We start from the raw sequence: 23,758 nt of genomic DNA on the forward strand, positions 1-23,758 counted from the left end.
CCGATAGACGAGGGCCGCACTTGCGGCCCGCCTCGGCTATCGTCGGAGGATGACGACCCTCCTCATCACGCGGGACTGGGAGTGGGAGTGCTGCGGTGACGACTTCGCGCTCGGCAGCCGCGTCCAGTGGGACGTGTACCCGCTGCCCGCCGGCTGGGGTGGCCCGTCCGGCGAGCTCGCCGTCGCGCTCGGTCCGTTCGCGGACACCCTGGACGGGCTGCAAGGGCATCACGGGCTGTCGCAGTACGGGGTCTCCGGACGCGTCTCCGGCATCCACCGGGTGATCGCGGGGGAGGCCACCGAGAGCGGGGAGCCGGAGGCGGTCTTCCAGGTGTCGTTCCGGGAGGTGAGGGATGCAGAGGGCGGCATCCCCGGCCCGCCGGTCGTCGGCTGGATCGTCACGGTCGACGCCCCCATCGAACCCCACGACCCCCACTGACGCGCGCGCCACCCCGACCCCGATTCCGGCGACTGCTGCACCGCGTAACGAGTGCGCCGCGGCGCCGCGCCGCACTCGTGACACGGCACCGCACTCCCGCCGCGCCGGCGCGGGTCAGGGGGCCTGCGTGACCAGCACCGCGTCCCCGAAGCGCGCGAGCGCCTGGCCGTCGCCGGCGGCGGCCGCGGCGCCCGTGCCGGTCAGCCCGACCGTGACGCGCACCTCCCCGCGGCGCCAGCCGAACACGGAGCCGTCGCGCGTGACCTCCGTCGCCCGCGCGCCTGCGGGGATCGTCCGGCGGACCGCGATCAGCAGCCGGTACCAGTCCAGCATCGCCGCGCCCCGCGCGCTCTCCGGCTCCGCCCAGTCCAGCTTCGCGCTCGCGAACGTCGCCGCGTCCATCGGGTCGGCCACCGCCTCCGGATCCCAGCCCATCTGCGCGAACTCCGCGATGCGCCCGCTGCGGGTCGCGTCGGCGAGCTCGGGCTCCGGGTGGGACGCGAAGAACGGCCACGGCGTGCTCGCCGCCCACTCCTCGCCCATGAACAGCATCGGGGTGAACGGCCCGAGCAGCGTCAGCGCTGCCGCCGCCGCGAGCCGCCCGTCGTCGAGCGTGGCGGTCAGCCGGTCTCCCGCCGCGCGGTTGCCGATCTGGTCGTGGTCCTGGCTGAACGCCACCAGCCTGGTGTGCGGGATGTGCGCGTCCAGCGGGCGGCCGTGGTGCCGCTCCCGGAAGCTCGAGTAGCTGCCGTCGTGGAAGAAGCCGCGCGTGAACACCTTCGTCAGCGCGCCCTCGTCGGCGAAGTCCGCGTAGTAGCCCTTCGTCTCGCCGGTGAGGGCGACGTGGATGCTGTGGTGCACGTCGTCGTCCCACTGCGCGTCGAGCCCGTAACCGGACCGCGCCCGCGAACGGATGAGGCGCGGGTCGTTCAGGTCGCTCTCGGCGATCAGCGTCGCTGGCCGTCCGGTGCGCGCCGAGACCGCCGCCGCGCGCGCGGCCATCGCCTCCAGGATGTGCTCGGCCCTGGTGTCCCGGAGCGCGTGCACCGCATCCAGCCGCAGGCCGTCCACGTGCATGTCGCCCAGCCAGTACGCCACGTTGTCGAGGATGAGCGCGCGCACCTCGTCCGACTGCGGCCCGTCCAGGTTCATCGACGACCCCCAGGTGTTGCGGCCCTCGCTCAGGTACGGCCCGAACACCGGCAGGTAGTTCCCGCTCGGCCCGAGGTGGTTGTAGACCACGTCCTGGACGACCGCGATGCCGCGCCGGTGGCACGCGTCCACGAACCGCTGGTACTCCTCGGGGCCGCCGTACGGCTCGTGGACGGCGAACCACAGCACCCCGTCGTAGCCCCAGCCGTACGGGCCGTTGAACGCGTTCACCGGGAGCAGCTCCACCGCGTCGACGCCGAGGTCGGCCAAGTGGTCCAGCCGCTCCGCCGCGGCGGAGAAGGTGCCCTCCGGCGTGAAGGTCCCGATGTGCAGCTCGTAGATGACCGCGCCGGTGAGGTCGCGGCCGCGCCAGTCGCCGTCGGTCCAGGCGTACGCGGCGGGGTCGAATTCGCGGCTGAGCGCGTGCACTCCGTCCGGCTGCCGCAGCGAGCGCGGGTCGGGATGCGGTCCGTCGCCGTCCACGGTGAACCCGTAGTCGAGCGCGGGCCGGTCGTCGTCGAGGGCTGCGGCGAGCCGCCACCAGCCCTGATCGTCGCGCGTGAGCGGCAGCGTGCCGTGCCCGTCCACGGTCACCTCGACGCGCTGCGCGCCGGGCGCCCACACCGGGAACCGGCGGTTCACGATGCCACCGCCGGCAGCGCCACCGGGTAGACCGCGAGCAGGTCGGCGAGCCGCACGACGCCCGAATGCTCCCGGCCGGTCAGCACGTCGGTCAGTGTCCCGCCGAGGTCGATCGTGGTGTCCCTCCAGCCGCCCGCCGCGTCCAGCCCGACCGGCAGCCTGGTCGCCACCGTGATTGCGCCGCCGCGATCGAACGCGAGCACGTGACCGGCCGCCGCACCCTCCGCACGCAGCGGCTGGTAGCCGGTGAACAGCTCCGGCCGGTCCCTGCGCAGCCGCAGCGCGCGGGAGGTGACGAGCAGCTTCGCGGCGCCGGACGAGTCGATCTCGGGCTGCCAGCCGTCGTCGATGCGGGCGAGCAGGGCCGCCGCCGCGTCGAACTCGACCGGCCGCCGGTTGTCCGGGTCGACCAGCGACCGCTCCCAGCGCTCCGAGCCCTGGTACACATCGGGCACCCCCGGCATCGTGAGCTGCACCAGCTTGGCCCCCAGCCCGTTCACGGCCCCTGGCGCGTCGACGATCGCCGACATCGCGGCCACCTCCGCCCGCACGCGCTCGTCGTCGAAGGCGGCGTCGACCGCCGCGAGCATCCGCGCCTCGAAGCCCTCGTCCGGGTCGGTCCAGGACGTGCTCGCTCCGGCCTCCCGCGCCGCCTTCAGCGCGTAGTCGCGCAGCCGCTCGCGCGAGGCGGGCCACGCACCGACGATGGACTGCCAGAGCAGGTTCTCCAGCGAGCCGTCGCCGAGCGGCACCCGCTCGCGCACGGCCCGCACGAACCGCTCCCAGCGCTCCGGCAGCTCGGAGAGCACCGCGACGCGGGCGCGGGTGTCCTCGCCGCGCTTGGTGTCGTGCGTGCTGAGGGTGGTCAGCGAATGCGGGAGGCGCGCCAGCCGGTCCTCCTGGAGGCGGTGGAAGTCCTCGGGGCCGATCGCGAACAGGGCGGGGTCGCCGCCGACCTCGGTCAGCGACACCAGCCGGGAGGAGCGGTAGAAGGCGTTGTCCTCGACGCCCTTCGCCATGATCGCGCCGGTCGTCTGCTGGAACCGCGCGGCCACCGCGCCGGAGCAGCGCTCGGCCGTCTCGCGCAGCAGCGCGCCCAGGTCGGGCCGTGAGCGGAGGGCGGCATCCAGCGCCTCCGCCAGATACCCGGCGCCGAACGGCAGGTAGCTGCGGTACACCGGGAACCACGCGGCGAGCTCCGCGACCGCATCGGCCACCTCGTCGTCGGTCCCGCCGGTCATCCCGTCCGCGCGCAGCTCGCGGACCACCCGCACCACCTCCGAGCGCAGGATGCCGTCCGCGACCGCGCGCTTGCGGCGGTGCACGAGCGCCGCCCAGTCGCGGCTCTCCTCGCGGTCGTCGAGCTCCTCCGCGAGCGCCGTCAGCGGCTCCTCGCCCGCCGGGTCGACGAACACCCTGTCCACGACGCCGAGCGCGTCATAGCCGGTCGTCCCCGCGACCGGCCACCCGGGCATCCGCTCGTCGCCCTCCAGGATCTTCTCCACCCAGATCGGCGCGTCCCCGGCCAGCGCGGCCAGGCGCTCCAGGTAGTCGCCCGGGTTGCGCAGGCCGTCCGGGTGGTCGACGCGGAGCGCATCCACCAGGCCGTCGCGCAGCCAGCGGCCGATCTCGCCGTGCGTCGCCTCGAACACCGCCTCGTCCTCGACCCGGACCCCGGCGAGCGTGTTGACGGCGAAGAACCGCCGGTAGTTCAGCTCCGCGTCGGCTCTGCGCCAGGAGATCAGCTCGTAGTGCTGACGGTCGTGCACGTCCCGCGGTGCGCCGCCCTCCGTGCCCGGCGCGATCGGGAGCCGGTGCTCGTAGTAGCGCAGCTCGCCGCCCTCCACGCGCAGCGCGTCGAGCTCGCCGTCGCCGTCGCCGAGGATCGGGATGCGCAGCCGTCCGCCGCCGAACGCCCAGTCGATGTCGAACGCGCGCGCGTGCTCGGAGCCCTGACCGTTCCGCAGCACGTCCCACCACCACGGGTTCTCGTGCGGGACGGCGACGCCGAGGTGGTTCGGGACGATGTCGGCCACCACCCGCAGCCCGCGCGGGTGCGCGGCGTCCGCGAGCTCGCGGAGCGCCTCCGGGCCGCCGCGCGCCGCATCCACCCGCGTCGGGTCGACCACGTCGTAGCCGTGCTGCGACCCTGCCGCGGCCTCCAGGATGGGGGAGAGGTACACCGCGTCAGCGCCGAGGCGCTGCCTGTGGTCGAGCACCTGGACGGCGTCCCTGAGCGTGAATTCGGGGGTGATCTGCAGACGGTATGTGCTCTTCGGGACCTCGGTGCTCACAGTCGCTCATTCTCTTCGTCCGCGCGGGGCACGGAAAGGGGTGTACTTTCGCCGCATCGCATATTGCTAGACAGTCGAACAATATGGTTAGACTAGCTACGCGGTCGCTGAGATACGAGGAGGACGAATCGAGATGGGCAGCCTGAGCTACGGCGGCACGGAGTACCTCTTCGAGGATCGGCTCCTCCAGCACCTGCAGGTCGTCATCACCACCAAGCTGCGGCGGCGGGAGTCCTTCGCCCTCAGCTGGATCCCCGCCATCGAGAGCGGGACGCGCGAGACGATCTGGGTCGACAACGGCCTGCCGCTGCGGTTCCGGTACGACGAGCCCGCGGTGCCCGCGATCAACCGGGACTGGCTCGAACAGCTCATGGAGGGCACCCATCGACCCACGGGTCTTCTCGTCGGACCGGAACCGGTCGACGAGAAAGCTAGGCGGTCTAGTTTGTAGTTGTTCTATCGTTAAGGGATGACGTCCGAGAAAGAGGCGCAGCGCCACTACTGGTATGCGGAGGAGAGCGCGCAGCACGAGCCCGCCATCCGCATCCTGGAGGCCATGCGCGCCTACGGAGCCGCGGAGGCCGCCCTGCGCCGGCGCTCCGAGGGTGTCATGCGGATGAGCGAGAACGACGTGTCGGCGCTGCGCTACCTGCTGCGGGCGCAGGAGAGCGGTCGCAGCGTCGGGCCGAAGGAGCTCGCGGAGTATCTCGGCATCCAGAGCTCATCCGTCACCGCCCTGCTCGACCGGCTGGAGCGCGGCGGCCATGTGCGCCGGGAGGCGAGCCCGTTCGATCGGCGCGCGCTCATCGTCGTTCCGACCATGCCGGTCGACCAGCTGCAGAAGGCGATCCTCGGCGACGTCCGCCCGGAGCTCGTCGAGGTCGCGGAGTCTCTCGACCCCGAGCAGGCCGCGGTGGTCGTCGCCTTCCTGGAGCGGCTGCGGGACGCTGTCGACCACGTCGATCCCGCCAAGTAGAGTCGACGTATCGAAGACACCTCCGCCTCCACCGTCGCCGTCCTGACCGCGCTGCGCGAGTACCGCGCCGCGGAGCAGGCGATGCGCCGGCGGACCCGCGAGTCGATGCGGATGGGCGAGAACGACCTGCTCGCCCTGCGCTTCCTGCTCCGCGAGCAGAGCGAGGGCCGCGTCGCGACGCCGGCGGACATCGCCACGCTGCTGCGACTGAAGTCCTCGTCGGTGACCGTCATGCTCGACCGGCTCACCGCGTCCGGCCATGTCCGGCGCGAGCCGCACCCGAGCGACCGCCGCAAGCTCGCGATCATCGCGACGCCGGGAGCGGACGAGGAGGTGCGGCACACCCTGGGCGCCATGCACGGGAGGCTGCTGGCGGCGGCGGAAGGGCTGGGGCCCGCGGACGCGGAGCTGATCGAGGGCTTCCTCGCCCGGCTCACCGGAGCGCTGGACACGATCGACCGGAGCGGCCAGAGCTGATCGGAGCCGATCGGAGCGGCTCGAGCGCTCCGGCGCCCGTCACTGGGCGCGGTAGACAGCGAGGCGTGCGGCGCCCAGCGAGCCGAAGCTGCCGAGCGGCTCGCTGTGCGGGCCGGTGGCGATGAACATGTCGCCGGTCGCCTCGACCATGCCGAGGTAGGCGGTCGGCGTCGACGCCACCCAGAGCTGCTCCGCCGGGCTGGACCAGGTCAGCAGCTGGTCGTCCATGGTGTCGGCGACGAGAGACATGTCGTGGTCCTTCCAAGTAGCTCAGTGACAAAGTAGTTAGATCGTCTAACAACAAGGAAGTCGTAGCAAATTTCGCCGTCGGGGTTGAATTCTCAGTCCGGCCGTGCTCACTGGACGCGCCTCGACCGCGGTGGCACCGTCGTACCCGAACGACTCACCGAACAACGGAAGGGGACGTCATGGGACTCGACGACAAGATCGAGAACGCCGCGGAGAACGCGGGAGGCAAGGCCAAGGAGGCCACCGGAAAGGCGACCGGCGACGAGCGCCTCGAAGCGGAAGGCAAGGGCGACCAGGTCAAGTCCGACCTGAAGAACGCCGGCGAGAAGGTGAAGGACGCCTTCAAGCACTGACCGCACCCGAACGGCCCCTCGCCCGTGTCCACGTGGGCGAGGGGCTCTTCTGTGTCCGGCTCCGGGCGCCTGAGCATCCCCTCGGCGCTTCCCGGACATCCCACGTTCATCTGGTGTTAACCGCTCCCCCGGGAGTAGCTTGCGCTGCATGGGAGACCGTGGAGAGCGGGTCAGGGCCTGGCGCGGGGTGAGCGCCGGAGCCGTGCTCGTGCTGCTCTCCGTTCTCGCGACGGTCGCGCTCGCGGTCGCGATCCCCACCCAGGGCGAGAACCCGCGGGCGTGGGGGATCATCGTCTGCGGTGTCGTGGCCGTGCTGCTCTCCGGCAGGCTGGCGTCGCGGAACTGGCGGCGGCTGCGGCACTACCGGGGGGACGATCTCCCCCCGGCGCACCGGCAGCGGCCTGTTCAGTACCGGTAGAAGCCCTCGCCGGTCGCGACGCCGAGCTTGCCCTTGTCGATGTAGTTCTCCTTGAGGTAGGCCGCGAACTCCTGCTGCTTCGGGCCGGACACCGAGGAGATGTTGTACGCGGTCGTCAGGCCGACGATGTCGAAGATCTCGAACGGGCCCTTGGGCGCGCCGGTGCCGATGCGCCAGGTCTTGTCGATGGTCTCGGGGTCGGCGATGCCGTCCACCAGGAGCTCGGCGGCCGCGTCGAGCAGCGGGACGAGGAGGGAGTTGAGCACGTAGCCCGCCTTCTCCTTCTTGATCTCGATCGGGACCATGCCGATCGCGTTCGCGAAGTCGACCACCGTCCGGTAGACCTCGGGGTCGGTCTTGGTCGTCCCCATCACCTCCGCGGTGTTGTTCACCCAGACGTGGTTGGCGAAGTGCAGCGCGAGGAACTTGTCCTGACGCCCGGTGTAGCCGGCCAGGTCGCTCGGCAGCAGCGTGGAGGAGTTGGTCGCGAAGATCGTCTTCGCCGGGGCGAGCTCGCCGAGCTTCGTGTAGAGGTCGCGCTTCAGGTCGAGGTTCTCCGGGACCGCCTCGATCACCAGGTCCGCGTCCTTCACGGCCTGAGCCAGGTCGGAGCTGTAGCGGAGGTTCTTCAGCGCCTCCTGCGCCGCGCCTCCCGCCGCCGCCGGCACCTCCTTCTCGTACACGGCGGCCAGCCCGGCGAAGCGCTCCTTCGCCGCGGCGAGCACGTCGTCGTTGATGTCGTAGGCGGTGACAGTGAAGCCGTGGAACGCGGTCTGGTACGCGATCTGCGATCCCAGCACGCCCGTTCCGAGAACCGTGACAGTGGTGATGTCGCTCATGTCTCTTCGTGTCCTTCGATGGTGTCGGTGTGCGAGGTGGTCTGGGTGGTCTCGTAGCCGCGGACGATCACCTCGAAGTCCGCGGCGAGGTCTGCGAGGAGGTCGCGCGTCGGCGTCCCCCGGGTGGCGGCGTCGGCGATCGCCAGGTGCAGCGCGGCGGAGAGGGCACGCGCGGCGGCGGCCGGATCGGGGGCCGGTGCCGGCGCACCGCGGCGCAGCCACGCGTCGGCGAGCACGTCCGCCATCCGCTCGCGCAGGTCGGCGAAGAGCGCGAGTCCCTCCGCGCGGTAGCGTTCGTGCTGCTCGCCGAAGAGCAGCTCGCGCTGGTAGGCGAGGGTGTTCTCGTCGTTGTCCCTGCCGGCCGCGATGAGCGGGGTCACGATGGCGAGGAGGCGCTCCGCCGCCGGGAGTGCGGGATCGTCCGCTGCGAGTCCGGCGGCGATCCGGCTCCTGCTGCGCTCGTTGTCGACCATCAGCAGCAGTTCGGCCTTCGTCGAGGCGTACCGGAACACGGTCCCCGCGGCCACGTCCGCCTCGTCGGCGATGCGCTGCGTGGTGACGGAGGCGAAGCCCAGCTCGTCGAACAGGCGGGATGCGGCGTCGGCGATGCGCGTCAGCTTCTCCTCCTTGTTGCGCTCACGCCGGCCGGACGGCATCCGGATCGCCTCCTTTACTGAGTTCCCTCATTTATGAGTGTACTCATTTATAGGGGATGCGCAACACCTGCGGGCAACGGCTACGGCAGCAGCAGCACCTTGCCGCCCGGATGCCCGCCCTCGACCAGCCGCGCCGCCTCCGCGGCCTCGCGCAGCGGGAACGTGCGCGCCACGTCCACCTCGAACTCGCCGGCCGCGATGAGGTCGAGCGCGAGCGGGTAGGCGTCGTCCCGGAGAGCCAGCTCCGCCGGGGTCATCGGGACGGGGTTGCCGCCGCCCCAGGCCAGGATGCCGAGCTCTGCCGCGCGCGGACCCGCGACGATCGTGCCGATCCGGTGGCGGTCGTCCACCAGCTCGAACGATGCCTCCAGGGCCTCGTCCGTGCCCGCGGCGTCCAGGATGCGGTCGTAGCCGCCCGGCGCCGCCGCGCGCAGCCGGTCCACCAGCCCCGGTCCGTAGGCGACGGGATGCGCGCCCAGCTCCCGCAGCCGCTCGTGGTTGGCGGGCGAGGCGGTCGCGACGACTCTCGCGCCGAGCCGCCGGGCCAGCTGGATGGCGGCCCTGCCGACGCTGCCGGAGCCGCCGTGGATCAGCAGCGTCGTCCCGGGGCCCACCCCGAGCGAGATCAGCGCCTGGTGGGCGGTCCCGACCGGGACCCCGATCGCGGCGGCCTGCTCCCACGACACCGGCCCTGGCTTGCGGACGAGCTGCGACGCGTCCGCGACCAGGTGCGTCGTGTACGCGCCGCGGGCGTTGCGCACCACGACCTCGTCCCCGGCGTGCCAGCCGTCGACGCCGTCGCCGGTCGCCACGACGACCCCGGCGGCGTCGCTGCCCGGCACCCGCGGCCCGGTGATCGGCGGGCTCGGCCGCACGCCGCTGCGCAGCTTGCCGTCGATCGGGTTGATGCCGGCGGCGCGTACCGCGACGACGACGCCGCCGGCGGGCGCGACCGGGTCCGGCACGTCGACGACCTCCAGCACCTCCGGTCCTCCGAGTCGTGCGTACTGGACCTGAGTCGCCATGGTCGTCCTTCCGGTCGCGGCGGTGGCGGGGTGGATGCGGGTCAGCGCTGGGCGAACGCGGCGCGGTAGCGGGTCGGCGGCACGCCGACCTCCGCGTCGAAGTGGTGCCGGAGCAGTGTGGCGCTCGCGAACCCGCAGCGCCGGGCGACCTCCTCCACCGGCAGGTCGGTGGTCTCCAGCAGCAGCCGCGCGTGCAGTACTCGCTGGGTGGTCAGCCACTGCATCGGCGGTACCCCGGTCTCGGCGACGAAGCGCCGTGAGAAGCTGCGGGTGGACATGTGGCTCCTGGCCGCGAGCCCGCCGACGGTGTGGTTCTCGTCCAGCCGGTCCGCCAGGTAGTCGAGCAGTTCGCTGAAGGTGTCGTCCTCGCAGTCCGATACCGGCTTCTCGATGTACTGGCGCTGGCCGCCGTCGCGCTGCGGGGGGACCACCATGTTGCGCGCGATCGTGTTGGCGACGGCGCTGCCGAGCTCGCGGCGCACGAGGTGCAGGCACGCGTCGATGCCGGCCGAGGTGCCGGCGCTCGTGATGATGGTGCCGTCGTCGATGAAGAGCACGTCCGGGTTCACGCGGGCGAGCGGAAAGCGGCGCTGCAGGGCGTCCGTGTATCGCCAGTGCGTCGTGCACTCGCGGTCGTCGAGCAGGCCGGCGGCGCCGAGCGCGAAGGCGCCAGAGCAGACGCTGAGCAGGATGGCGCCGCGCGCGTGCGCTCGCCGCAGCCCCTCCAGCAGCTCCTCCGGGTAGCCGTCGCGGATCGTGGCGGCGGGCACCGCGATCAGGTCGGCGTCCTCCATGGCCTCGAGCCCGAACGGCGCGATCAGCTGCGCGCCCGTGGTGTTGGCGATGGGCTCGCCGGGGCGCGGCGAGCACACCCGGAAGTCGAACGGCTCCAGCCCCGCATAGCTGCGGTCGAGCCCGAAGACCTCGCACACGACGCCGAACTCGAACATGGCGAAGTCGTCGATGACGGGGACGGCGACCGACTTCAACATGCCGCCCAGTGTACTGGCCGTATCTTTACGAAGATAGACCCCGGGCCATCTCGTGGCCGAATCTTTTCGTCCGTAACGTGAGCGTCATGGCAAATCACACGTGGGCACAGGGAATCGAACACGGCTGGGTGGCCCGCCCGGCCCGCAGCAACGGCGGCGAGCCGGTCCCCGCGCGCCGCTTCGTCCTGAGCGACTGGCTGCCCTCCGCGATCGCGGCACGGGGCGGGCGTGTCACCCGGGAGACCGAGCGCGCCCTCTCCGACCTGCACGCGGCGCAGGACGCCCGGTCGACCGGCCGCTGAGCCGGGCCTCTACGCTGGAAGGATGCAGCTCACCGCCTCCGGCTTCCTGTTCGACATGGACGGCACGCTCGTCGACTCGACGCACGTCGTCGAGGCGGTCTGGACGGAGTTCGGCGACCGGCACGGCCTCGACCCGGCGGCGATCCTCGACTACGCGCACGGCCGCCAGGCGATCGACACCGTGACGCACTTCCTCCCGGCCGCCGCCCCCGAGGAGCGCTCCGCGCTGGTCGGCGGTCTCGTCGCGGAGGAGCTGACGCGCACCGACGGCATCGTGGAGGTGCCGGGCGCGGCCGTCCTGCTGGATGCGCTGATCGAGGCGGGCGCCCCGGTCGCCGTCGTCACCAGTGCGCCGCGCGAGCTGGCCGCGACGCGGCTGCGCGCAGCCGGGGTCCGTGAGCCGGCGGTGCTGGTCGCCGCCGAGGACGTCGAGCGCGGCAAGCCGGACCCGGAGTGCTACCTGCTCGCCGCCTCCCGGCTCGGCGTGCCCGTCGAGCGCTGCGCGGCCTTCGAGGACGCCGAGGCCGGCCTCGCGGCGGCGCGTGCGTCCGGCGCGACGGTCGTCGTGATCGGCGCGCACGCGTCGGCGACGACGGACGGGCTCGACCGCAGGCGCGACTACGAGGGCCTGCGCGTCGTCCCGGCCGGCGCCGACGGCTGGCGCGTGGAGCTCGGCGCCGCCGGCTGACCTGCGGCGGTCGCGACGCTCAGGCGCGCGGCTCGACGACGACCTTGCGTCCCGGCTCCGCGGCCTCGGCCGCGCGGTGCGCCTCCCACACCTCGTCGAGCGCGAAGGGCTGCGGCCGGAACGTCCGCAGCCGCCCCTCCGCCGCGTCGGCGAGCAGTCCGGACAGCATCCGCCGGTAGTCGGGGCGGTGCCGCAGCACGAACAACGGGACGCTGCACACCCGCTCGCGGGGATGCCGCGCGAGCGCCGCCCGCGCACCGCCGCGCACCGTGTCCGCGCGCTCGTGCCCGCGCCTGCCCGCGAACGCGGTGTGGACGAGGACGCCGGTCGGCGTGAGCGCCTCGGCGACGCGCGGGGATCCCGTGTGGTCGATGGCCGCGTCGAACGCTCCGCCGGCCTCCGCGACGGCCAGCGCAGGCCAGTCCGGGTCGCGGTAGTCGACCGTCGGCACGCCGTCCACGGGTGCGGACGCCGTTCCGACGACGGAGGCTCCGGCGCGGGAGGCGAGCTGGGCGGCGAGCGAGCCGACCGCCCCCGAGACGCCCTGCACGAGGATGCGCGAGGCGGGGCCGGCCAGCCGAAGCGCGAGGGCGGCGGTCACCGCGTCCAGCGGCAGCGCGGCGGCGCTTGCCGAGTCCAGGCCGTCCGGGACGGCGACGAGCAGCGTCGGCGGGACGACGAGCCGCGTCGTGTGCGCGCCCATCCGGGGCAGGACGCCGGCGACGCGCATCCCGGCACGCAGCCCGAGCGCCACGGACACCGCGGACTCCGTCTCGAGAACGCCGACGAGGTCGTACCCCGTGACGAAGCCGGGGACCGGCTGGAGGACGTAGCCGCCGCGCCGGGCCAGCACGTCGGTCGAGCCGAGGGAGGCGTCGGTCACCCTGACGACGACATCGTTGCCGCGCGGCGCGCGCACCGGCTCCGTCGCGAGCACGACACCGCTCGGGTCGCCGAACCGAACGACCCGCGCAGAGCGCCGCGTCGACCCTCCGGTCGCCGCCATCAGCCGGCGTGCCGCTGCAGCAGACCGGAGCGCTCGGGGTGCGCCTCGAACCAGTCGGCGACGTACCAGCACATCGGCACGATCCGCAGGTCGCCGCTCGCCTCGATGTCGTTCACCGCGTGCTCGACGAGCTGGGCCGCGTACCCCCTGCCCCGGTGCGTCGGGACGGTGAACGCGCGCGTCAGCGAGATGGCGCCGCCCAGGATGCGGTAGTCGAGGATGCCGACGAGCTCGCCGTCGATCCGCATCGCGTAACGGTTCGCGTCGGTCTCGTTGCTGAACTCGATGGCCATGCGCCCATGGTACGTCCGTCGCGCGGTACGGGAACCCGAGGTATCGTGACGGATGTGGGAACCCGACCCGCACTCCCGGGCTCCCGCGCGCATTCCGCGACCAGCCACAGCAGGCCAGGCCGCCGGCGGCGACCGCCCCGGTGACGTACCGAGCACGCCTTGGAGCCGTATCCGTGACGATCGTCAGTCCGTCGCTCGACCTGTCCGCCGCCCACCGAGCCTTGCTGGAGCAGGTGCCCATCGGCGAGCACTCCGTGATCGATGCCGAGACCGTCGGCTACGAGCACGAGGGGCTGCCGCTGGAGGGCTACCTCGCCCGCGACGTTCAGGCGGACGAGCGGCGGCCGGGCGTGCTGATCCTGCACGACTGGCACGGCGTCGGCGACAACGTGCGGATGCGCGCCCAGATGCTGGCCCGCCGCGGCTACGTGGCGTTCGCCGCCGACCTCTACGGCGCCGGCGTCCGGCCGACCGGGGACGCCGCACCCGCCGAGGCGGCCACGTACTACCGGGACCTGCCGCTGCTGCGCAGCAGAGTCGCCGCCGGGTTCAGCTGGCTGCAGCAGCATCCCGCCGTCGACCCGGCGCGCCTGGCGGTGATCGGCTACTGCTTCGGCGGCACCGCCGCCCTCGAGTTCGCGCGCACCGGCGCTCCCGCGCGCGGCGCCGTCTCCTTCCACGGCGGGCTGATTGCGCACGACCCGTCCGACGCGGGGGCGATCGCGGCGTCCCTGCTCATCCTCACCGGCGGCGACGACCCGGTGGTGCCGGACGAGGCGGTCGTCGCGTTCGAGAACGAGCTGCGGACGGCCCCGCACGTCGACTGGCAGATCACCACCTACTCCGGCGCTCCGCACGCGTTCACGATCCCCGGCGACGAGCGTTACCGCCCGCTCGCCGACGCCCGCAGCTGGCGCGCGCTGGTCTGCTTCCTCGACGAGATCTTCGCGTGAGCCGCCCCGGGCCGCCGGTCCGGCTCAATTGGCGGTCTGCGATGCGGTCATGTAAGCTCTAACCCGGCCCGCGCGGGAACGCGGCGGGTCTCGCGCCACTAGCTCAACGGATAGAGCATCTGACTACGGATCAGAAGGTTGGGGGTTCGAATCCCTCGTGGCGCACACTGGTTGAGACAGTGCAGAAGCCCCCGCAGACGCGGGGGCTTCTCGCATGTCAGGAGGCGGCCGTGAGCCGTCCCGGCATCGCCCAGCCCTCGGCGAGGCGGGACGGCGCAAGCGGTCGACCGTCGCCGAAGAAGTCGCAGAACTTCATGATCAGCGGGTCCCAGGCGATCGGATCGACGTACGACGTGCCCGGCAGGATCAGCGACTCGTCCACGTGCGAGCGCAGCACCCGCACGTGGAGCGCTCGAGCCGTCCCGAAGTCGTGGCTCGCGACGAGCGTGCACTCGAGCTGGATAGGGCACTCGGCGACGCGCTCGGCGCTGACGAGGTCGGAGGGCTGCGGTGAGAGCCCTGCCGCCTCGAATTTGCGCGGCTCGTACCGGTATCCGGTCTCGCGCTTGTGCGGGGTGAGGACGGGCTCCCCGGTCAGGAGCGCCAGCCGATCGACGTGATCCACCAGGCTCGACGGGGCGAGGTTGAGGACGCAGGAGCCGGTGCGGAGGATGTTCTGCGTCGTTCGGGAGGACGTGCCGAGTCCGAGCATGGCGCTGTCGCCGAGCCACCAGGCGGACGACATGGGCGCGAGATTGCTCGAGCCGTCCGGATTGGTGGACGAGACGAGCACGACGGGCGTGCCGTAGTAGTGGACTTTGAGGGGAACGATCGAGTGCATGACTCCATGCTGAGCGAGCCGCGGTGGCCACACTGGCGGTTATCGGTCATCGCGTGACGAGCGGTCATCGCGTGACGCGCTGTCGGTCCACCACGAGCACGAGCTTCCCGCGGACCGCACCGCTCTCGCCGACGCGGTGCGCCTCAGCGACCTCCTCCAGAGGGAACGTGCGGCCCACCGCGATCGAGAACTCCCCGGAGGCCACCAGCTCGGCGACCTGCGCGAGCGCGTACGTCGCGCGGCCCGCATCCCCGCTGCTGAACCGGACGCCTTGGCGTCGGGCGCTCGCGACGTCGGCCACGGTGACGACGTTCTCCGCGCCGCCGGCAAGGGCGACGAGCTCGGGGAGCACGCCGCTGCCTGCCACGTCAAGCGCCCGGTCGACGCCGGCCCCTGAGATGGCGCGCACACGGTGGACCATCCCTTCGCCGTAGGCGACCGGTTCGGCGCCGAGGGCGCGCAACGCGTTGTGCGTCGCGGGACTCCCGGTGCCGATGACGCGCGCACCCCGGTGCACGGCGAGCTGCACGGCGGCGCTGCCCACGCTCCCGGAGGCGCCGTTGACCAGCAGGATGTCGCCCGTGCCGACCCCGAGCAGGTCCAGCGAGCGCGCCGCGGTCTCCGCGGCGGTGGGCACGGCTGCGGCCTCGGCGAAACCGAGGCCGTCCGGGAGCGCGGCCCAGTCCGACAGCACGGCCAGTTCCGCCTGCGCGGCGCCGTACGGCGAGGCGCCGAACACCGCGTCGCCGACCGCGACGCCCGCGACACCGTCGCCCACCTCGTCGACGATGCCCGCCGCCTCGTGGCCGAGCGTCTGCGGGAGCTCCTGGTCCATCAGACCCCGACGCTTCTTCCAGTCGCTGGCGTTGACACCGGCCGCGCGCACCCGGATGCGGACCTCGCCGGGGCCGGCGTGCGGCTCCGGCAGCGCGGCGATCTCCAGCACCTCCGGGCCGCCGAACCGGCGGAACAGGGCCGCCCTCATGCGGCGTCCCTCGGACGGGTGGTCGCTCATCGCACACTCCTTGTTCGACAGAAGTGGCGGATTATCCGACCCGCGTGTGCGCGTGCTCCGAGAGGGAGGACGTTATCTACTCCGATGCGTCCCAGGATATCTGCGGACGCGACCGTATGGGAGTGGTCCAGCCACTCCCACACGGGCATCGGGTAAACGCCGGCGCGAGCTGATACGCCCCCTGGCTGCGTGCGGCAGCGCCGGTGACCTTTCCAGGGTACGCGCGCAGTAGACCGTTCCGTCAACCCGTTTTGTCCCCCGTTCGAGTCGGGGGCTCCCAGGGCCGCCGCCGCTGGCTATGCTCTGCGCCATGAGCACGAAGAGCAAGCAGGTACCGCACCGCGAGGAGACGCTGCACCTCGGCGCTCACCGGGGGATGTGGGGAGCGTTCGCCGGGCTGATCACCGCGGTGCTGATCGCGTACCCGCTGTCCGCGAGCATCGCCTTCGCGACGCACCCCGCGACGCAGCGGCTGTTCGGCGGGCGGCTGGAGTCGGCGTCGCAGGGCGGGTTCCAGGCGTTCTGGTGGATCGTCGCGCTCGGCTGCCTGGCGCTGCCCTTCATCGTCGGCTTCGGCATCGCCAGGATGTCGGCCCGTACGCTCGTGATCATCGGCGGGATCGTGGTCGTTTTCCTGATCCTCGTCATCGTGCTCGGCCAGATGTTCCTGTTCTAGCGGCCGCCACTGTGCGCCGATAGAGCGCAAGCGCGCGTGGGATCAGAAGTCGTCGGGGGAGCCGATCACCACGGGCACGCACTCGGAGAAGGTGTAGCGCAGCAGGAACGGCCACTCGCTCGAGTCGGCGAGGTCGAAGACATCGATGACCGCCGCGCCGCCGATGTCGGAGGGCACGCGCAGTTCGAACGGCGGCTCTGTGGTTCGCTCGAACTCGATCTCGAAAGCCACGTCGCCCCGTTCGAGAACGGCGAGGACGGTCTCCATGCCACCCGTCCTACCCGATTCGCGGCGAGACGAACAGCCCCCGACCGCGTGGCGTCGGAAACGTTATGCGGGAAAACGCCTGCCGATAGGCTGGGCGCACGGAACAGGCACCACAGGGGGTTCGATGGCGCACGACGACACGCTCGCGGTCAGCATCCGCGGCCTGCACAAGCACTTCGGCGAGAAGGCGGCGGTCGACGGCATCGACCTCGACGTCCCGTCCGGCAGCTTCTACGGGCTGGTCGGCCCGAACGGAGCAGGCAAGACCACGACGCTCAGCATGGCGACCGGGCTCCTGCGCCCCGACGCAGGCCAGGTGCTCATCCACGGCGTGGACATGTGGAAGGACCCGCTCGCCGCGAAGGCACTGGTGGGGGTGCTCTCCGACGGTGTCCGGCTGTTCGACCGGCTCACCGGCGAGCAGCTGGTGGAGTACGCGGGCCTGCTCAGCGGGATGGACCGGCCGACCGCCATCGAGCGCACGCACGACCTGCTCCGCCTGCTCGACCTGGAGTCGGCGGGCGGCACGCTCGTCGTCGACTACTCCGCGGGCATGACCAAGAAGGTCGCGCTCGCGGCGGCGATGGTGCACGCGCCGCGGGTGCTGGTGCTCGACGAGCCGTTCGAGTCCGTCGATCCGGTGTCCGCCGCGAACATCCGCGATATCCTGCACGGCTACGTGCAGAGCGGAGGGACGGTCATCGTGTCCTCGCACGTGATGGACCTGGTGGAGCGGATGTGCGACCACGTCGCCGTCATCACCGCCGGCCGCGTCGTCGCGGCGGGAACGGTCGACGACGTGCGCGCGGGTTCGACCCTGGAGGACCGGTTCGTGGAGCTGGTCGGCGGCCGCCGGGTCGGGGAGGGGCCGGAATGGTTGCGACACTCGTAAGGCTGCGCCTGCTCGTCCTGCGCAACTCGTTCCGCCGCAGCACGTCGCAGCTCGTCGCCGTGATCCTCGGCGGCCTCTACGGCCTGGTCGCCCTGGTCGCCGTGCTCGGGGGTCTGGTCGCCCTGAACTTCGCGCCCGTGGAGCTGACCCGCACCATCGTCGTCATCGCCGGCTCGGCCGCGGTGCTCGGCTGGGCGGTGTTCCCGCTGCTGCTGTCCGGCGTCGAGCAGACGCTGGATCCCGCACGCCTCGCCGTCTACCCGATCGCGCTGCGGCCGATGATGATCGGGATGCTGCTGAGCGGCATCGTCGGCGTCGCCGGCGCGGCGACGACCCTCGCGGCGCTCGCGACATCGGTGTCCTGGCTGCGTCTGCCGGGTGTCGCGGTGGTCGCCCTGCTGACCGGCGCACTGGGCGCGGCCACCTGCGTCGTGATCTCGCGGGCCGTGACGTCGGTCGCGAGCGGTCTCGCCAGCGGCCGCCGGTTCCGCGAGGCCAGCGGTCTGCTCGTGCTCATCCCGCTGATCCTCGCCGGGCCGATCATCATCGGCGTGACCCGCGGCATCCGCAGCTCGGCCGACGCGCTGCCGTCGGTGGCCGACGGCCTGTCCTGGTCGCCGCTCGGCGCGGTCTGGGCCGTGCCGTCGTCGTTCGCGCTCGGCGACCCGCTCGGCGCGCTCGCCCGGCTGCTGGTCGCGGTCGCGACCTTCGTGGTGCTGTGGCTGGTGTGGCGCTGGGGGCTCGCCCGATCGCTCGTGACGCCGGTCCGCTCGAACTCCCGCACCCGGGCCCAGGGCAAGCTCGGCCTGTTCGGCATCCTGCCCGGCACGCAGGCCGGCGCGATCGCCGCCCGCTGCCTCACCTACTGGTTCCGCGACCCGCGCTACCTGCGACAGCTGCTGATCATCCCGCTGATGCCGGTGCTGTTCTGGTTCTACTCGAGCCTCAACCACTCCGGCGGGCTGTTCTTCCTCGCCGCGCCGATCGTCGCGTTCTCGCTCGGCATCGGGATGATCGCCGACGTCTCGTACGACTCGACGGCCTTCGCGCTGCACGTCGCCAAGGCGGTCCCCGGCCGCGCTGACCGGTGGGGCCGGGCGGCCGCGATGCTGACGTTCGGGGTGCCCGCCGTCGTCCTCATCTCGGTGCTCTCGGCCGTGATCACCGGGGACTGGGCGACCTTCCCCGGCCTGCTCGGGCTCTCCCTCGGCGTGCTGCTCACCGGCGCCGCGGTGTGCGCGGTCACCTCCGCGCGCTTCGTGTTCCCGGTCCCGGAGCCCGGCGACAACCCGTTCCGCTCCCGGCCGGGATCCAACATCTCGCTGCTCGGCCCGACCTTCGCGGCCTGGGGCGTCATCGCGGTCCTCTGCCTGCCGGAGATCGTGCTGCTGATCGTCGCGATCGTCACCGGCGACGCGCTGTGGGGCTGGCTCGGCCTCGCGGTCGGCGCCGTCCTCGGCGGCATCCTGCTCACGATCGGCGCGCGCGTGGGCGGCAACATCCTCGACGCCAGGGCCCCCGAGCTGCTGCTGCAGCTGCGCAAGGACGCCTGAGCCGGGGGCGGAGGTGGCGCGGCTCACCGCCCCGCCGCCCACAGCCGCACCCACTGCTCCGCGCTGAGGTCGCGCGGCCGCGCCCCGCGGCCGCCGACGCGGCTGGCCAGCGCGTCCCCGCCGCGCCCGGTGAAGACCGAGCGCACGAAGTGCTCGTAGCCGGCGCGCTGCCCGGGCGGCAGCAACGGGCGCGCGCGGCGGCGGACGTGCAGGATGCCGCCGTCGACGCTCGGGGCCGGCCGGAAGCCGTGGGCGGGGACGCGGCCGCACAGCTCGAACGAGAACCAGGGCGCCGTCTGTGCCGTGAGCATCGTCCCGCCGCCGACGCCGGCGCGCTTGCGGGCGACCTCCCACTGCGTCACCAGGATGGCGTCGCGCCAGCGGCCGTCGGCGAGCAGCCGGCGCAGGAGCGGGGTCGTCAGGTGGAACGGGATGTTGCCGACCACCACGGGCCGGTCCAGCCGGACGCGCATCGCGTCCAGCTCGCGCACGTCCACCTCCGGCAGCCGGCGTGCCAGGCGGCGGACGCGCGCGCCGTCGACGTCGATCGCGAGCAGCTCGCGGCCGAGCGAGGCCAGCGGCACGGTCAGGGCGCCGTCGCCCGCCCCGAGCTCCAGGATGGGCCCGGACGTCTCGCGGGCGAGCGCGAGGACGGTGGCGACGGTCGGCCGGTGGACGAGGAAGTTCTGGCCCAGCTCGTGGCGGCCGGGACGGCTGGGCAGGGGATGACGGGGCATGGCGCACTCCAGCGATCGGTGGAGCGCCCGGGACGGGAGCGCGCGCAACACGCGCGGAAGAGCCGTGGCCGGACGCGAGGGACCGGAGGGACGGCGCGGCGGAACGGGACCGGTGTGGGAACCGGGACGTCAGCGGGGTCGCGCCGTCAGGCGCGGCGCTCCCGCGCGATGGTCCGCTGGCCGAAGGCGCACAGCTCTATCATGCGCACCAGCCTAGGGGCGCCGGACGACGCCTGTCGACCGGTCGGCCGCAGCGCCCTATGCTGACAGGCATGGGCAGCATCGCAGTGCACGAGTTCGTCTCCCTCGACGGCGTCTTCGAGGACCCGAGCTGGACCATGGAGTTCGGGTTCGACGAGGAGATGGGCGAGGACATCGGGCGGATCACCCGGGCGTCCGACGCCGTGCTGCTCGGCAGGCGCACCTTCGAGATGTTCGCCCCGGCCTGGTCGGTGCGGACCGTCGAGGACGATCCGGGCGCTCCGTTCTTCAACGACTCGCCGAAGGCCGTCGTCAGCTCCACGCTCGACGACGCGGCCGCCGAGGCGACGTGGCGGAACTCGCGCTCGCTCGGCGCGTACGACGCGGATCGCATCCGCGCGTTCGCGGACGAGGTCTCCGGCGGCGTGTACGTGAGCGGCAGCGGGTCGCTGGTGCGCGCGCTACTCGCCGACGGGCTCGTGGACACCCTCCACCTCTTCGTCTACCCGCTCGTGCGCGGGAGGGGCGCCCGGCTCTTCCCGGAGGGCTCGCCGGAGACCCGGCTGCGGCTGCGCCAGTACGACGCGTACGCGAACGGCGTGCTGCACCTCGTCTACACGCGCGCCTGACGCCCCCAGCCTCATCCGAATGCGGTCAGAAGCTGACCGCAGGCGTGGATAGCGTCGATACGGGCGCATGGACCGCACCGAATGTCGGCCGAAAGCGCTACGGTTGGTGCTCTCGGGGGTACTGAGAGCCGCGCCGTGGCGACAAGGGGACATGTTCGACGGTGCGGTCGACGCGAGCTCGCCTGCTCCTGCTCCGTGTGCGCCCGGGCACTGCACCGTGCATCCCACACACATCCGTGAAAAGCGAACCCCAGGAATCATCGTGACTCTTCTTCGAATGGCGCTGCGCTTCGTGCGTCCCTATTGGGGCGCGGTCGTGGCCGTCGTCATCCTGCAGCTGATCGCCACCATGGCCGCGCTCTACCTTCCGACGCTCAACGCCCAGATCATCGACAAGGGCGTCGTGAAGGGCGACACCGGCTTCATCTGGTCGACAGGCGGGACGATGCTGGTCGTCTGCTTCGTGCAGGTGGCCGCGGCGATCACCGCCACCTATTTCGGCGCGCGTGCGTCGATGTCCGTCGGGCGGGACATCCGCCGCTCCTTCTACCGCAAGGTGGATGCGCTGCCCGCGCTCGACCTCGCCAGGTGGGGCATGCCCACCCTGATCACCCGCAACACCAACGACGTGCAGCAGGTGCAGATGCTCGTGCTGATGACGCTGAACTTCATGGTGTCGACGCCGATCATGTGCATCGCCGGCATCATCCTCGCGGTCCAGGTGGACGCCGGGCTGTCCTGGCTGATCTGGGTCTCCGTCGCCGTGCTGTTCGTCGTCGTCGGCATCCTGGTCTGGCTGCTGCTGCCGATGTTCCGCGTGATGCAGGAGCGGATCGACGGCGTGAACGGCGTGATCCGCGAGCAGATCGTCGGCATCCGCGTGATCCGCGCCTTCGTCCGCGAGAAGTTCGAGACCGCGCGCTACGACGACGCGAACGCGGCCCTCACCCGCATCTCCGTGAAGGTCGGCAACATCTTCGTGCTGATGTTCCCGCTGATCATGCTCATCCTGAACGCCGCCACCGCCGCCGTGCTGTGGTTCGGCGGTCAGCGGGTGGACGCGGGCGACATCCAGATCGGCGCGCTCACCGCGTTCCTGCAGTATCTGCTGCAGATCCTGGTGGCGGTCATGATGGGCGTGTTCATGGCCATGATGATCCCGCGCGCGATGGTCTGCGCGGAGCGCATCGACGAGGTGCTGAGCGCGACGCCGTCGATCGACGCGGCCGGGTCCGGCGCGTCCGCACCGGCGGACGGCCGGGTCGAGGTGGACGGTATCACCTTCGGCTATCCCGGCGCGGAGAAGCCGGTGCTCAGCGACGTGAGCTTCACGGCCGAGCCGGGCAAGGTGACCGCGATCGTCGGCTCCACCGGGTCGGGCAAGACGACGCTGGTGTCGGTCATCGCGAACCTGTTCACGCCGCAGTCCGGGCACGTGCGCATCGGCGGCGTCGAGGTGGACAGGCTGAGCCGCGCGCAGCTGGCCGGCGTGCTCGGCCTGGTGCCGCAGAAGCCGTACCTGTTCTCCGGGACGGTCGCGACCAACCTGCGGTTCGGCCGGCCGGACGCGACCGACGACGAGCTGTGGGCCGCACTGCGCGTCGCTCAGGCGGAGGACTTCGTCCGCGCGAAGGAGCACGGCCTCGACGAGCGGATCGCTCAGGGCGGGACGAACGTGTCCGGCGGGCAGCGGCAGCGGCTGTGCATCGCGCGCGCCCTCGTCGCCCGGCCGAAGGTGTTCCTCTTCGACGACTCGTTCTCCGCCCTGGACGTCGCGACCGACGCCCGGCTGAGACGGGCGCTCGCCACCTCGACGGGCGACGCGACGGTCATCGTCGTCGCGCAGCGCGTTTCGACCATCCGCGAGGCGGACACGATCGTCGTCCTCGACGACGGCCGGGTCGTCGGCCGCGGCACCCATGACGAACTGCTGGAGACGAGCGAGACCTACCGCGAGATCGTCGAGTCCCAGCTGACCCTGGAGGTGGCCTGAGATGGCGCGCCGGCAGAAGGACCCGCGGGGACGCGGGAAGAAGAACGGATCGAAGGAGCCGCTGCTCACCGAGGCCGGTGTCGACACCGCCATCGAGGAGCTGGAGCTCGAGTACGAGTTCGAGCCGACGGAGTCCGACGGCGACATGTTCGGCGGGACGCCGGCGAAGAAGGCGGAGCACTTCTGGCCGTCGTTCAAGCGCCTGCTCGGGCTGCTGAGGCCGGAGTGGGTGGGGATGACCTTCGTCACCGCGCTCGTGGTGATCTCGGTCGCGCTCACGGTGATCGCGCCCAAGATCCTCGGCCAGGCGACCGACGTCATCTTCAACGGTGCGATCGGCGCCTCGCTGCCGAAGGGCGCGACGCTCGACCAGGTCGTCCAGGGCGCACGCGCGGCCGGCCAGGACCAGTTCGCCGACATGCTCGCCGGCTCCGGCATCGTGCCGGGCGAGGGCATCGACTTCACCGCCCTGGGCCGGCTGCTGCTGATCGTGCTGGCGATGTACACGGTGGCCTCGCTGCTGCAGTGGTGGCAGGGCTACATCCTGAACGCGCTGGTGATGCGCGTGGTCTACCGGTTGCGCGCGGACGTCGAGACCAAGCTGAACCGGCTCCCGCTCAGCTACTTCGACACCCGGCAGCGCGGCGACCTGATGTCGCGCGTCACGAACGACGTCGACAACATCCAGACCGCGCTGCAGCAGGCGTTCTCGCAGCTGATCCAGTCGGTCCTGATGGTGATCGGCATCGGCATCATGATGTTCATCGTCTCCTGGCAACTCGCGCTCATCGCGCTGATCTCCATCCCGCTCTCCGGCGTGATCGCCGGGGTCATCGGCACACGCTCGCAGAAGCTGTTCAAGCAGCAGTGGAGCTCGACCGGTGCGCTGAACGGGCACATCGAGGAGTCCTACTCCGGCCTGGAGCTGGTGCGCGCGTTCGGCCGTGACGCGGTCATGCTGGAGGAGTTCGACAAGCGCAATGGGACGCTGTGGAAGTCGACGGTCGATGCGCAGTTCGTGTCCGGCATGATCATGCCGGCGATGAACTTCGTCTCGTACCTCTCCTACGTGCTCATCGCCGTCGTCGGCGGCCTGCGGGTCGCCACCGGCGCCATGACCCTGGGCGACGTCCAGGCCTTCATCCAGTACTCCCGGCAGTTCACCCAGCCCCTGACCCAGCTGGCCTCGATGGCGAACCT

28 protein-coding genes and 1 tRNA gene are annotated in these 23,758 nt (G+C 72.0%); 16 read left to right on the top strand and 13 right to left on the bottom strand.

Annotated features, from left to right (window positions below; genetic code table 11):
* Positions 1-49 precede the first annotated feature (49 nt).
* The gene (locus tag ACTHMF_RS13460; protein WP_440318263.1) at positions 50-439 is read left to right on the top strand and encodes a DUF6578 domain-containing protein; all 390 of its coding nucleotides are present in this window, start codon (positions 50-52) and stop codon (positions 437-439) included.
* Positions 440-553: 114 nt separating this feature from the next.
* Here the strand turns inward: ACTHMF_RS13460 and treZ are convergent, their stop codons facing one another.
* A complete protein-coding gene (gene treZ, locus ACTHMF_RS13465; RefSeq protein ID WP_440318300.1) occupies positions 554-2,236 on the bottom strand; it encodes a malto-oligosyltrehalose trehalohydrolase in 1,683 nt (560 codons plus the stop codon).
* Positions 2,230-4,527: a malto-oligosyltrehalose synthase gene (treY, locus tag ACTHMF_RS13470; RefSeq protein ID WP_440318265.1), complete on the bottom strand. Its 2,298-nt coding sequence runs from the start codon at positions 4,525-4,527 to the stop codon at positions 2,230-2,232. Before treY ends, treZ begins: the two co-directional genes overlap by 7 nt.
* A gap of 133 nt (positions 4,528-4,660) precedes the next feature.
* Between treY and ACTHMF_RS13475 the strand changes: the two genes are divergently transcribed.
* From ACTHMF_RS13475 to ACTHMF_RS13485, 3 genes are all read left to right on the top strand, one after another.
* Positions 4,661-4,978, top strand: a complete 318-nt coding sequence (locus ACTHMF_RS13475) for a DUF7882 family protein (RefSeq protein WP_440318267.1) — start codon at positions 4,661-4,663, stop codon at positions 4,976-4,978.
* Positions 4,979-4,996: 18 nt separating this feature from the next.
* Positions 4,997-5,503: a MarR family winged helix-turn-helix transcriptional regulator gene (locus ACTHMF_RS13480; protein WP_314149309.1), complete on the top strand. Its 507-nt coding sequence runs from the start codon at positions 4,997-4,999 to the stop codon at positions 5,501-5,503.
* 81 nt (positions 5,504-5,584) lie between these two features.
* Positions 5,585-5,980, top strand: a complete 396-nt coding sequence (locus ACTHMF_RS13485) for a MarR family winged helix-turn-helix transcriptional regulator (protein WP_314149310.1) — start codon at positions 5,585-5,587, stop codon at positions 5,978-5,980.
* A 39-nt stretch (positions 5,981-6,019) separates the two neighbouring features.
* Here the strand turns inward: ACTHMF_RS13485 and ACTHMF_RS13490 are convergent, their stop codons facing one another.
* A complete protein-coding gene (locus tag ACTHMF_RS13490; protein WP_440318269.1) occupies positions 6,020-6,229 on the bottom strand; it encodes a hypothetical protein in 210 nt (69 codons plus the stop codon).
* 179 nt (positions 6,230-6,408) lie between these two features.
* Between ACTHMF_RS13490 and ACTHMF_RS13495 the strand changes: the two genes are divergently transcribed.
* Both ACTHMF_RS13495 and ACTHMF_RS13500 read left to right on the top strand, forming a co-directional pair.
* Positions 6,409-6,582 carry a CsbD family protein gene (locus ACTHMF_RS13495; protein WP_314149312.1) on the top strand — a complete coding sequence of 58 codons (174 nt, stop codon included), beginning with the start codon at positions 6,409-6,411 and terminating at the stop codon, positions 6,580-6,582.
* Between the two features lie 148 nt (positions 6,583-6,730).
* On the top strand, positions 6,731-7,000 hold the full coding sequence (locus ACTHMF_RS13500; RefSeq protein ID WP_440318270.1) for a hypothetical protein: 270 nt from the start codon (positions 6,731-6,733) through the stop codon (positions 6,998-7,000).
* Here ACTHMF_RS13500 and ACTHMF_RS13505 read toward each other — a convergent pair.
* The 4 genes from ACTHMF_RS13505 to ACTHMF_RS13520 form a co-directional block, all read right to left on the bottom strand.
* On the bottom strand, positions 6,988-7,839 hold the full coding sequence (locus ACTHMF_RS13505; protein ID WP_314149314.1) for a 3-hydroxyacyl-CoA dehydrogenase: 852 nt from the start codon (positions 7,837-7,839) through the stop codon (positions 6,988-6,990). The two genes, ACTHMF_RS13500 and ACTHMF_RS13505, sit on opposite strands and share 13 nt — an antisense overlap.
* Entirely contained in the window at positions 7,836-8,495 is a 660-nt protein-coding gene (locus ACTHMF_RS13510) for a TetR/AcrR family transcriptional regulator (RefSeq protein WP_440318272.1), read from the bottom strand. Before ACTHMF_RS13510 ends, ACTHMF_RS13505 begins: the two co-directional genes overlap by 4 nt.
* Before the next feature lie 80 nt (positions 8,496-8,575).
* A complete protein-coding gene (locus ACTHMF_RS13515; protein ID WP_440318274.1) occupies positions 8,576-9,520 on the bottom strand; it encodes an NADP-dependent oxidoreductase in 945 nt (314 codons plus the stop codon).
* A gap of 41 nt (positions 9,521-9,561) precedes the next feature.
* On the bottom strand, positions 9,562-10,512 hold the full coding sequence (locus ACTHMF_RS13520; protein ID WP_440318276.1) for a helix-turn-helix domain-containing protein: 951 nt from the start codon (positions 10,510-10,512) through the stop codon (positions 9,562-9,564).
* A gap of 86 nt (positions 10,513-10,598) precedes the next feature.
* Between ACTHMF_RS13520 and ACTHMF_RS13525 the strand changes: the two genes are divergently transcribed.
* Both ACTHMF_RS13525 and ACTHMF_RS13530 read left to right on the top strand, forming a co-directional pair.
* A complete protein-coding gene (locus ACTHMF_RS13525) occupies positions 10,599-10,814 on the top strand; it encodes a hypothetical protein (RefSeq protein ID WP_440318277.1) in 216 nt (71 codons plus the stop codon).
* Positions 10,815-10,836: 22 nt separating this feature from the next.
* The gene (locus ACTHMF_RS13530; protein ID WP_440318279.1) at positions 10,837-11,502 is read left to right on the top strand and encodes an HAD-IA family hydrolase; all 666 of its coding nucleotides are present in this window, start codon (positions 10,837-10,839) and stop codon (positions 11,500-11,502) included.
* A gap of 19 nt (positions 11,503-11,521) precedes the next feature.
* On the opposite strand, the gene ACTHMF_RS13535 is transcribed toward ACTHMF_RS13530, so the two are convergent.
* Entirely contained in the window at positions 11,522-12,439 is a 918-nt protein-coding gene (locus ACTHMF_RS13535; RefSeq protein WP_440318281.1) for a zinc-binding dehydrogenase, read from the bottom strand.
* A gap of 68 nt (positions 12,440-12,507) precedes the next feature.
* Positions 12,508-12,801, bottom strand: a complete 294-nt coding sequence (locus ACTHMF_RS13540; RefSeq protein WP_440318283.1) for a GNAT family N-acetyltransferase — start codon at positions 12,799-12,801, stop codon at positions 12,508-12,510.
* 173 nt (positions 12,802-12,974) lie between these two features.
* Between ACTHMF_RS13540 and ACTHMF_RS13545 the strand changes: the two genes are divergently transcribed.
* Entirely contained in the window at positions 12,975-13,754 is a 780-nt protein-coding gene (locus ACTHMF_RS13545; protein ID WP_440318284.1) for a dienelactone hydrolase family protein, read from the top strand.
* 92 nt (positions 13,755-13,846) lie between these two features.
* Positions 13,847-13,919: transfer RNA gene (locus tag ACTHMF_RS13550), tRNA-Arg, on the top strand.
* A gap of 52 nt (positions 13,920-13,971) precedes the next feature.
* On the opposite strand, the gene ACTHMF_RS13555 is transcribed toward ACTHMF_RS13550, so the two are convergent.
* Together ACTHMF_RS13555 and ACTHMF_RS13560 are read right to left on the bottom strand one after the other, a co-directional pair.
* Positions 13,972-14,595, bottom strand: coding sequence for a flavin reductase family protein (locus ACTHMF_RS13555; RefSeq protein WP_314149507.1), 624 nt, complete (start codon positions 14,593-14,595; stop codon positions 13,972-13,974).
* A gap of 64 nt (positions 14,596-14,659) precedes the next feature.
* Complete coding sequence (locus ACTHMF_RS13560; RefSeq protein WP_440318302.1) at positions 14,660-15,580, bottom strand: NADP-dependent oxidoreductase; 921 nt, start codon at positions 15,578-15,580, stop codon at positions 14,660-14,662.
* A 340-nt stretch (positions 15,581-15,920) separates the two neighbouring features.
* Between ACTHMF_RS13560 and ACTHMF_RS13565 the strand changes: the two genes are divergently transcribed.
* Entirely contained in the window at positions 15,921-16,286 is a 366-nt protein-coding gene (locus ACTHMF_RS13565; RefSeq protein ID WP_440318286.1) for a hypothetical protein, read from the top strand.
* Between the two features lie 42 nt (positions 16,287-16,328).
* Here the strand turns inward: ACTHMF_RS13565 and ACTHMF_RS13570 are convergent, their stop codons facing one another.
* Positions 16,329-16,553, bottom strand: a complete 225-nt coding sequence (locus ACTHMF_RS13570) for a hypothetical protein (RefSeq protein ID WP_314149504.1) — start codon at positions 16,551-16,553, stop codon at positions 16,329-16,331.
* 124 nt (positions 16,554-16,677) lie between these two features.
* Between ACTHMF_RS13570 and ACTHMF_RS13575 the strand changes: the two genes are divergently transcribed.
* Together ACTHMF_RS13575 and ACTHMF_RS13580 are read left to right on the top strand one after the other, a co-directional pair.
* On the top strand, positions 16,678-17,445 hold the full coding sequence (locus ACTHMF_RS13575; RefSeq protein ID WP_440318288.1) for an ABC transporter ATP-binding protein: 768 nt from the start codon (positions 16,678-16,680) through the stop codon (positions 17,443-17,445).
* Positions 17,427-18,998 (top strand): transporter, encoded by a 1,572-nt coding sequence (locus ACTHMF_RS13580; RefSeq protein ID WP_440318290.1) that lies wholly within the window; start codon positions 17,427-17,429, stop codon positions 18,996-18,998. The genes ACTHMF_RS13575 and ACTHMF_RS13580 overlap by 19 nt, the downstream gene beginning before the upstream one ends.
* Positions 18,999-19,021: 23 nt before the next feature.
* On the opposite strand, the gene ACTHMF_RS13585 is transcribed toward ACTHMF_RS13580, so the two are convergent.
* Positions 19,022-19,735: a ribosomal RNA small subunit methyltransferase A gene (locus ACTHMF_RS13585; RefSeq protein WP_440318292.1), complete on the bottom strand. Its 714-nt coding sequence runs from the start codon at positions 19,733-19,735 to the stop codon at positions 19,022-19,024.
* Between the two features lie 272 nt (positions 19,736-20,007).
* Here ACTHMF_RS13585 and ACTHMF_RS13590 point away from each other — a divergent pair, with 272 nt between their 5' ends.
* From ACTHMF_RS13590 to ACTHMF_RS13600, 3 genes are all read left to right on the top strand, one after another.
* Positions 20,008-20,565: a dihydrofolate reductase family protein gene (locus tag ACTHMF_RS13590; RefSeq protein WP_440318294.1), complete on the top strand. Its 558-nt coding sequence runs from the start codon at positions 20,008-20,010 to the stop codon at positions 20,563-20,565.
* A 262-nt stretch (positions 20,566-20,827) separates the two neighbouring features.
* Positions 20,828-22,558, top strand: coding sequence for an ABC transporter ATP-binding protein (locus ACTHMF_RS13595; RefSeq protein ID WP_440318295.1), 1,731 nt, complete (start codon positions 20,828-20,830; stop codon positions 22,556-22,558).
* A gap of 1 nt (position 22,559) precedes the next feature.
* Positions 22,560-23,758, top strand: a 1,199-nt coding sequence (locus tag ACTHMF_RS13600) for an ABC transporter permease (protein WP_440318297.1), incomplete at its 3' end; no start/stop codon positions are given.

The sequence above is a fragment of the Leifsonia sp. genome (assembly GCF_051955155.1).
In the GTDB taxonomy this organism is placed as follows: Bacteria; Actinomycetota; Actinomycetes; order Actinomycetales; family Microbacteriaceae; genus Leifsonia.